Source organism: Mesorhizobium sp. M7A.F.Ca.AU.002.02.1.1 (assembly GCF_003998535.1).
GTDB classification, from domain to species: Bacteria; Pseudomonadota; Alphaproteobacteria; order Rhizobiales; family Rhizobiaceae; genus Mesorhizobium; species Mesorhizobium ciceri.
Map to the genome: position 1 here is coordinate 1 of NZ_RZPB01000535.1, position 4,267 is coordinate 4,267.

At 62.3% G+C, this 4,267-nt stretch carries 9 protein-coding genes and 2 tRNA genes; 6 read left to right on the forward strand and 5 right to left on the reverse strand.

All coding sequences use genetic code 11. From position 1 onward, the window contains the following. Positions 1-277, forward strand: a 277-nt coding sequence (locus EN879_RS26030; protein WP_127274331.1) for an AI-2E family transporter, incomplete at its 5' end; no start/stop codon positions are given. 1 nt (position 278) lies between these two features. Then, a complete protein-coding gene (hdaA, locus tag EN879_RS26035; protein ID WP_013532442.1) occupies positions 279-983 on the forward strand; it encodes a DnaA regulatory inactivator HdaA in 705 nt (234 codons plus the stop codon). Positions 984-1,019: 36 nt separating this feature from the next. Here hdaA and EN879_RS26040 read toward each other — a convergent pair whose 3' ends face one another. Together EN879_RS26040 and EN879_RS26045 are read right to left on the reverse strand one after the other, a co-directional pair. Next, a complete protein-coding gene (locus tag EN879_RS26040; protein WP_013532441.1) occupies positions 1,020-1,301 on the reverse strand; it encodes a hypothetical protein in 282 nt (93 codons plus the stop codon). A gap of 102 nt (positions 1,302-1,403) precedes the next feature. After that, a tRNA-Pro gene (locus EN879_RS26045) sits at positions 1,404-1,480 on the reverse strand. Positions 1,481-1,620: 140 nt separating this feature from the next. Here EN879_RS26045 and EN879_RS26050 point away from each other — a divergent pair. Both EN879_RS26050 and EN879_RS26055 read left to right on the forward strand, forming a co-directional pair. Then, a complete protein-coding gene (locus EN879_RS26050; RefSeq protein ID WP_013532440.1) occupies positions 1,621-1,926 on the forward strand; it encodes an ETC complex I subunit in 306 nt (101 codons plus the stop codon). A 47-nt stretch (positions 1,927-1,973) separates the two neighbouring features. After that, positions 1,974-2,050, forward strand: a tRNA-Arg gene (locus EN879_RS26055). Positions 2,051-2,136: 86 nt separating this feature from the next. On the opposite strand, the gene EN879_RS26060 is transcribed toward EN879_RS26055, so the two are convergent. From EN879_RS26060 to EN879_RS26070, 3 genes are read right to left on the reverse strand one after another with little or no spacing between them, the layout of a single operon-like run. Then, positions 2,137-2,418 (reverse strand): hypothetical protein, encoded by a 282-nt coding sequence (locus tag EN879_RS26060; RefSeq protein ID WP_013532439.1) that lies wholly within the window; start codon positions 2,416-2,418, stop codon positions 2,137-2,139. 39 nt (positions 2,419-2,457) lie between these two features. Next, positions 2,458-2,739 carry a helix-turn-helix transcriptional regulator gene (locus tag EN879_RS26065; RefSeq protein WP_013532438.1) on the reverse strand — a complete coding sequence of 94 codons (282 nt, stop codon included), beginning with the start codon at positions 2,737-2,739 and terminating at the stop codon, positions 2,458-2,460. Beyond that, the gene (locus EN879_RS26070; protein ID WP_244514287.1) at positions 2,736-3,050 is read right to left on the reverse strand and encodes a hypothetical protein; all 315 of its coding nucleotides are present in this window, start codon (positions 3,048-3,050) and stop codon (positions 2,736-2,738) included. The genes EN879_RS26065 and EN879_RS26070 overlap by 4 nt, the downstream gene beginning before the upstream one ends. Before the next feature lie 179 nt (positions 3,051-3,229). Between EN879_RS26070 and EN879_RS26075 the strand changes: the two genes are divergently transcribed. Next, on the forward strand, positions 3,230-3,451 hold the full coding sequence (locus EN879_RS26075; RefSeq protein WP_013532436.1) for a hypothetical protein: 222 nt from the start codon (positions 3,230-3,232) through the stop codon (positions 3,449-3,451). A gap of 258 nt (positions 3,452-3,709) precedes the next feature. After that, positions 3,710-4,267: GGDEF domain-containing protein (locus tag EN879_RS40670; protein WP_164774581.1), on the forward strand; the 558-nt coding region annotated here is incomplete at its 3' end.

Below are 4,267 nucleotides of genomic sequence, written 5' to 3' on the forward strand. Positions count from 1 at the left end.
GCTCATCGAGGGCAACATCCTGCAGCCGCGGCTGGTCGGCAAGAGCGTCGGCCTGCACCCGGTATGGCTGATGTTTTCGCTGTTTGCCTTCGGCGCGCTGTTCGGCTTCGTCGGCTTGTTGATCGCGGTGCCGGCTTCGGCCGCCGTCGCCGTGCTGGTGCGGTTCGCAATAGCCCGCTATCTCGAATCGCCGCTCTACAAGGGTCGCGGCGCGGCACCTGTGCCGCAGCTTCCGGCCGATCGCGGCGGCGGCCACCGCACGCAACCGCGTCGCTGAAGTGACTGCCCAGCCAACCGACCCGCCGCGCCAGTTGCCGCTCGACCTCGGCCATGGCACCGGCTATTCGCGTGACGAACTCGTCGTCTCCGGCACCAACAACCAGGCGGTTGCGCTGGTCGACCGCTGGCCGGACTGGCCATCGCCGGTGGTGGTGCTGGCCGGTCCCGCGGGTTCTGGCAAGACGCATCTGGCCTCGATCTGGCGCGCGCGTGCCAATGCGGCGGCGGTCGACGCCAGGCGCATCGGCGACAGCATCGCCAATCTCGGCGCGCGGCCGGCGCTGATCGACGATGTCGATACCGGGACGGTTGACGAACAAGGCCTGTTCCATCTGATCAATGCGGTGCGTGGTGCCGGCTCGCAACTGCTTCTGACGGCGCGCCGCTTTCCCTCGGCCTGGGGTGTTGGCCTGCCTGATCTTGCCTCGCGGCTGAAGGCGGCTGCGACAGTCGAAATTCATGAGCCCGACGATCTCCTGCTGGCAGGCGTCATCACAAAACTCTTCGCCGACCGTCAGATCGAGGTCGAACCGCATGTCGTGCAATATCTGGTCCGCCGCATCGAGCGCTCGCTGGCGACAGCGATGCGCGTGGTGGAGCGGCTCGACCGGACCGCGCTCGAACGCAAGACGCCGATCACCAGGGCGCTGGCAGCCGAAACCGTCAGTGCCATGGATGAAGGGCAGGGCGAGTTCGAGATCTGAGCCTGAGAGGCCGGTCTCAGAGCCACATTCTGGCGATCAGAGCCACATTCTGGCGAAATGACGGACTGCGAGATAGACGGCAGAGTGAGCGGCGATATAGCCGGCGGCGACCAGCACAAACATCCCGATACTGACACGCCAGGAGCGGGAGACCACGGCGCCCGGGGCCTGCCTCGCCTGTCTGCGGCTTTCACGGTTATTCCACATCGCCAGTGCGGCGCAGGCAATTGCCCACGTCACCATGACCGGAACCGTTATGCCGGCATAGGCAAAGTAGGCCGGTCCGAAAAGCGACACCCAGGCATCGATTCCAAGCATCTGACCCCCCTGTTTGCCGAACCGCCCGCGGCTGCCGGACACACGGCCGGTGCCGCAGCAAGTGAACCGTATGGCTGCGCCGGGCATTGGGCTGTGGGGGGATGGTCGGAGTGGAGAGATTCGAACTCCCGACCCTCTGGTCCCAAACCAGATGCGCTACCAGGCTGCGCTACACTCCGAACGGTCTGTTGCCTATTCATTTCGGTGGTGCATGGCAAGTGCAAAAACCTGCGAGAGCAAAAACCTTGCCGCCGTGCGCATTGCGCAGTAATGACGGGCGAAGGGTGGCGATGCTGCCTTGCACAACAACGAGGTGGCCATGTCCGCGCGCATTTTCAGCCCAGCCAAAACCGCGATGCAGTCCGGCAAGGCCAAGACCGGTTACTGGGTGCTGGAATTCGATCCCGAGTCGCGCAAGAAGATCGACCCGCTGATGGGCTATACGACGTCGGCAGACATGAGAAGCCAGATCAGGCTTAGCTTCGACACGCGCGAAGAGGCGGTCGCCTACGCCGAAAAGCAAGGGCTCGCTTTCCGCGTCGAAGAGCCGAAAGAGACCAAGCGCCGCCAGATTTCCTATGCGGAGAATTTCCGCTATGACCGCAGGACGCCCTGGACGCATTGAACGGCGCCCGGCGCCAGAATATCCAGCCGGCCCAAGGGCCGGCCAGCGGTCCCGTAGCTCAGCTGGATAGAGCACCGGCCTTCTAAGCCGATGGTCACAGGTTCGAATCCTGTCGGGATCGCCAAAGCCTTTCGGTCCGTTCCGGACACATAGGTTACGGTTTATACCGGAGACACGGGCTTTCAGAGAGCGGTATCAGGCCTCGTGCGCTCAGACCGCCGCCGCCAGAAGCAGCGTTACCCCCAGGACCGTCGACGCATAGATCGTCGCTAGGAGCACGATCGGCCGAGGATACTCGGTGGGTGTTGCGAGGCTGGTTATGTCGGGACCCCGAAATGTTTCGGTGCCGGGCGACGGGACGTCGGCGGCGGTGGCAGCGTTGTCATTGCAAGCGCGCACAGAAAGGCGCTGGATTATATCGGCGGCGATCAGAGGATCGTCCGCCACCAATTTCGACCAGTCCGAAACAATGCCGATTTCATGTTGTGACATCGCGCGCCTCCCATTTACGGCCTAACAGCGATGTCTAAATTATGTTCCACTAATAGTTTCGCGAGGCGGACCGCTCTTTGTCACTGCGGTCTTCTGATCGATGAAAACCACGCCCGCTGCCTCCAAGCCTCGACGGATGGCAGCCAGCTTGGCGGGACTGGGAATCCTTCGCCCGCTCTCAAAACTGCCAATCGTTCCTTCGCTGAGGCCGCACTTCGCGGCGAGTCGCACCTGCGACCACTTCAGGATCGCTCGTGCAGCTCTGCACTGCTGGGGTGTAAGGGGTTGGGTCCCTGAGACGGTGGCGCTTCGCTTGTTCACATCCTGACGGTCCTTCGCTTCGGTGGGACACGGCTTTGCACCAGGCCCGCCTTGTCCAGATCCACCGTGACCATTGTCCCGAGCGACACCGTGACCTTGTCGCCGTCGATCCGCTTAACGTCGCCGGATAATTCCATCTGCTGGCCCCTGGTCAGCCTGGTTGCCGGATCAATGACCGAATGCGGAAGACCGGGGATCGACACGCTGACGCGGTCCTTCGTGACGCGCTTCAGCACCGTCGCCATGACCGCCACCTCGTCGCCGACTTTATTGCCATGCTCTGATTCTGGGGCGGCATCTGCCGGCGTCAAGGATTAGCTGCGTCTGATATAGAAAAGTCCGCGGGCGTGGCTCGGCGCCAGCGTATTATTTCGTTACTCGGCCTTTTCGGAACCTTCCCGCGCACGGCGCGTTCGGCCCGCTGTATTCGCGGACCCTCATATAAAAGTGGACAGGCGGGAGGCAAACAAGGGTGGGGAGGAGTGTTGCCATGTCGAAGCGAGAAATAGGGATATCTTCGGCCCTCGATCGGCGCATTGCCGATCTCAGGGCCAGGATGCAGGACGCCCGGATCACGGAATACGAAATGAAGACCTTTCAAAAAGTGGCTTCAGCCATGGGAGGCGACGGAGGCTCCCTGCGTCTCGATGCCGACGACCTGATCGCGGCATCCTTTGTCGTCGATGCGCTGGGTGAACCGACGCTCAACTGACGACGGGCGATCTGGCTTCGCGCGCCGTTTTGCCCTTGCCCGGCCGGCAATTGGCCCACGCCTTCACACTTTGAAACAGGATGGCTGCTTTCCAGCGGCCGTCCTGTGGCGTCTGCCCAAGCGTCTGTCGCAAGTCATAGGCAGGGGCTGGTTGGCCGGTGGATTTGATTCCGCCGCCGACATCGAATTGGAGGGAAAGTCTTATCAATTTGTTTGGGTTGGTGCGTCATAGTAGCGACGGCTAACGGAGTGGACGCGATGAAGCTCGATCTGTCGCCGACGAGCTGGGGCAGGGTGATCGCTGTCACGGCAGTCGGTACGGCATTCTTCATTGCCGTGGCGTTCTTCGTCGATTCCTTCAATTTTCCCTATCTTTCGCCCGAGGCCGTGTGGCGGGCGCAGATGACCGACCTGATGCTGCCTTTGGTGCTGGGCGGCTCGTTTCTGTTTTTCCTGATGTGGAAGATTCGCCAGCTGGCCATCGCGCAGCGCGATCTCAGCGTCATCGCCGCGACCGACAGCCTGACGGCGGTGCTGAACCGTGGCGCCTTCTCGATGCTGGTCGAAGCCTATCTCGAGCAGACCCGCAAGCAGGAGCAGACCCGTTCGGGGGCGCTGCTGATCATCGACGCCGACCACTTCAAGTCGATCAATGACCGCCTGGGCCATGATTGCGGCGATCAGGCCCTCAAACTGATAGCGCAGGCGATCAAGGGGCAACTGCGTGGCAGCGATATCGTCGGCCGCATCGGCGGCGAAGAATTCGGCGTGTTTCTGCCCGGCGTGGATCCCTCGCAATCCTGGGTGGTTGCCGAA

Coding starts and splice junctions, on each gene's coding strand:
- EN879_RS26040 (WP_013532441.1), bottom strand. CDS start 1,301: ATGCTTGGAATCGATGCCTGGGTGTCGCTTTTCGGACCGGCCTACTTT.
- EN879_RS26050 (WP_013532440.1), top strand. CDS start 1,621: ATGTCCGCGCGCATTTTCAGCCCAGCCAAAACCGCGATGCAGTCCGGC.
- EN879_RS26060 (WP_013532439.1), bottom strand. CDS start 2,418: ATGTCACAACATGAAATCGGCATTGTTTCGGACTGGTCGAAATTGGTG.
- EN879_RS26075 (WP_013532436.1), top strand. CDS start 3,230: ATGTCGAAGCGAGAAATAGGGATATCTTCGGCCCTCGATCGGCGCATT.